The 3228-nt window shown below is 41.7% G+C and carries 3 protein-coding genes and 2 pseudogenes; 3 read left to right on the forward strand and 2 right to left on the reverse strand.

Annotated features, from left to right (window positions below):
* Nucleotides 1-118, forward strand: a pseudogene (locus AC2VE5_RS24980) (IS1 family transposase); the annotation flags it as partial.
* Here AC2VE5_RS24980 and AC2VE5_RS24985 read toward each other — a convergent pair.
* The gene (locus AC2VE5_RS24985) at nucleotides 100-351 is read right to left on the reverse strand and encodes a hypothetical protein (RefSeq protein ID WP_486890306.1); all 252 of its coding nucleotides are present in this window, start codon (nucleotides 349-351) and stop codon (nucleotides 100-102) included. The pseudogene AC2VE5_RS24980 and the gene AC2VE5_RS24985 sit on opposite strands and share 19 nt — an antisense overlap.
* Before the next feature lie 343 nt (nucleotides 352-694).
* Between AC2VE5_RS24985 and AC2VE5_RS24990 the strand changes: the two genes are divergently transcribed.
* Nucleotides 695-1720: a LacI family DNA-binding transcriptional regulator gene (locus AC2VE5_RS24990; protein WP_486890307.1), complete on the forward strand. Its 1026-nt coding sequence runs from the start codon at nucleotides 695-697 to the stop codon at nucleotides 1718-1720.
* Nucleotides 1721-1834: 114 nt separating this feature from the next.
* Here AC2VE5_RS24990 and AC2VE5_RS24995 read toward each other — a convergent pair.
* A pseudogene (locus AC2VE5_RS24995) lies at nucleotides 1835-2940 on the reverse strand (IS630 family transposase).
* A gap of 119 nt (nucleotides 2941-3059) precedes the next feature.
* Here AC2VE5_RS24995 and AC2VE5_RS25000 point away from each other — a divergent pair.
* A partial coding sequence (locus AC2VE5_RS25000; RefSeq protein WP_486887409.1) for a transposase occupies nucleotides 3060-3228 on the forward strand: 169 nt, incomplete at its 3' end.

Here is a 3228-nt window from a genome sequence, read left to right on the forward strand (position 1 = left end):
TTACTTCAATTGGATTTGGCAGCATAGTCGGTTCAAGTCCACTGCCGCACAACGAGCAGGATTAACCTCTCGACCATGGACTTGGAATGATATCGTGACCTATCCCACAATAATCTGACGCACTACCGTAAATTTGACATTCTCGCCACCAATTTTTTTTGCTTCTTGTTCCACCCCTTGTCCCATCACAACGAAAAAGGGATTACTTAGGTTGCCAACGGTGACACTAACCGAGCGTAATTTTCTATCCCCATCAACTTCTGAAGTCGTAGTTTGAGGGGTATTGCAGCCTGCTAAAGTCAGAGCTAATAGGCTAAATGCGATCGCTATATTTTTCATACTCATTTTCATCCAAAATAGCTGTAGGTAATTTTAAAAAAGCTTTCTTATTACCAACTCAAAGCAAAATTTATTGAGAATAAATACTTAAACAAGTATATTTCTCTCCTATTAACTAATACTTTTTCTGTTTATGCACACCTGTGCATAAACCTATATTAGACCTCTAGGCTTTCTCTTATGCACACCTGTGCATAATTTTTTATTAAGTCTGGCTTTACTCCAAGCAAAGCAAACTTTCGACATCCTTGTTTCTTAAGTATCTAGTTGTAAATAAGGGTTTATATAGTTGACAAATAACTAAAGCTCTTTGTAATTTATAGTTATTGCACAGGTGTGCATAAAGGACAAACCAATGAGTAAGCGACGAGTCTCAATTCAAGATATTGCTCGAAAAGCAGGCGTTTCTCATACTACCGTTTCTCGTGCTTTGCGCGATAACCCGCTAATTAGTCTCAAAGTGCGCGAAGAAATCAAGCAACTAGCGCGAGAGATGAGCTACGTGCCAAACAGTATTGCTCAAAGTTTACAAAATCAAACAACTAATACGATCGGAGTAGTCGTAACTTCCATCGCCGATCCTTTTTTTGTTGAAGTAGTAGACGGAATTGAGCAAATAGCAAGAAGTGCAGGTTTGAGTGTTTTACTAACTGCTTCCCATCGAGATGTAGAGCAGGAAATAGCTGCTATTAATAATTTTCACCGTCGTAGAGTAGATGGAATATTAGTCGCCGACTCCCGAATTAGCAAGCAGCAGACTGAGCAAATAGCCCAAATTGCTGTGCCTACGGTGCTAATTAATAGTAAAGCTGAAGAACTAGGTAATATATTTCACTTTGTAGAAACCGACGATCGCTTAGGTGGACAATTAGCGGTAGAACACCTGATAAAACTCGGACACACTGCTATCGGTTATCTAGGTGCAAGCAATCGCTACAGGTCAAACCAGCAGCGCTTAGCAGGATACCAATTAGCCCTTGCACAAGCAGGTTTACAGCAACTTAGCGATTGGATCGCATTTAGCAATGCAGAAGATGTTGCTATCGGTCAACAAATGTTACATCAGTTGCTAAAAGCAGGAGTAACTGCTATTTTTTGCTACAACGACATGGTAGCGGTGGGCGCTCTATTAGAGTGTCAAAAACTAGGTATTGTTGTACCGCAAGACTTGAGCTTAGTAGGATTTGATGGTATTGCGATAGGGCGTTATGTTACGCCGCCACTAACCACCGTCCGTCAGCCAATGCTAGAAATCGGTTGCCATGCGGCGCAAATGTTACTCGACTTATTGCAAGAAAAAACTGTAGAAAATCTTGTGTTAGCTCCTACTTTAGTTGAAAGAGGTAGCACTATTACAATAAAAAATAGTGATTTTTACTAAGAGAAACGCGATCGCGTCGTTAGATCCCTTTCCTGTAATACTTCACACTACTAACTTTTGTGTCAGATATCTCCGATTACACCGCTAATATCATGTCCGGTAGATAACTTGCATCTAAGCTCCGATTTTAGTCCACCAATGAAAACCAGTTAGTCCTTGAATCAAATCTTGCTGCTGAAGTAGAGATTGGCATCGTTGACATAAAACTTCTTCGCTCGTCATCTAAGGTTTCAAAAGATTGATTAGCAATTGGCTCATCAACTAAAGTCCACAATCGTTCCGCAGGCTGTAATTCTGGTGAGTAGGGAGGCAAAAATGTCAAATGCAACCCTTGGGGAATTTTTAAATCCTGACTAATGTGCCACCCAGCCCTATCTACAGCTAAAAGAATATGTTTTTTAGCGCCCAATTCAAATTCACGCGCGCTCGTCTACTAAAACCTGATTAAAAAGTTTGGTATTAACGTAGGGAAGAATCCACCAATAAGTTTCTCCGGTTTTGGGATGTACGAAGGCATACAACCATAACCATTGATATCTCCAATTAACATTAGCTATCGGCGTTTCTCCTTCTGGTACATAAACCCGTTTTAAAATTGGCTTGAGTCCCAAAGGATGCTCACCAAACCCACCACAGTTGAATTTCCGCTTCTGGATAAGTGGTTTGGAGTTCGCTTACCTCCACTGCTAGTTTTTTTTCCAGGCGATTTGCTCTGTCTCGTTGCTTTGAGTATGAGCAGGTCTTGGCACTCTTAACCTAAAAGTCATTTTACGCAAGATTTCCCATCCCCTCTGTCGGCTAATTTGTCTCCCCGTCAAGGTTGTTAGCCACTCTGCAACGGGTGCGCCCATTCCATAGTCCTCCATCGGCAGCTTTTTCTTGTAAAACTTGCCATAACTGTGCTTGCTGTACATCATCAATTAGCGGTTTTGCACCAATATTTTGGTGGCGAAAGTCTCCTAATCCTTCCACACCCAACTCGTTATATCTTTTAACTAAGGCATAAATCCATGTCCTGCTGTAACCTGTTATCTCTGTTACTTCCTCGCTTTTCTTTCCTTGGGCTAATAACCAGATAATTTGAAACTGACGTAAAGTCTGCCGGGTGGAAGCTTCCACCGGCGAGCTTTACGGCTTTCTACCCCGCCTGTTGCCTGTTTATAAAGCTGTTCTAGTTGGGCAATACTTGAATGCTCCGCTACCGTAATCCGTTTCGGCATAAGTCATCCCTTCACTCTCCACCTTTATCATAATCCGTTAAGCGGACATCATATAGAACCCATTTGACATCTTTCCCTGGAAGGAAGTAACGTTAAGGCAAAAACATAATGCAGATGCCATGCCGTACCAGAGCAGCCTCACCGACGAAGAGTGGAAAATAATAGAACCTTTACTACCTAAGATCCTACCGCCGAAGAAGCAAACAAGACCTTCTAACTGGAGCAAGCGCGAAATCTTGGATGGCATCTTTTATCAACTGAAAAATGGTTGTAACTGGCAAGACTTGC

It is taken from the genome of Aliterella sp. E5.1, assembly GCF_057473825.1.

Coding starts and splice junctions, on each gene's coding strand:
- AC2VE5_RS24985 (WP_486890306.1), bottom strand. CDS start 351: ATGAAAATGAGTATGAAAAATATAGCGATCGCATTTAGCCTATTAGCT.
- AC2VE5_RS24990 (WP_486890307.1), top strand. CDS start 695: ATGAGTAAGCGACGAGTCTCAATTCAAGATATTGCTCGAAAAGCAGGC.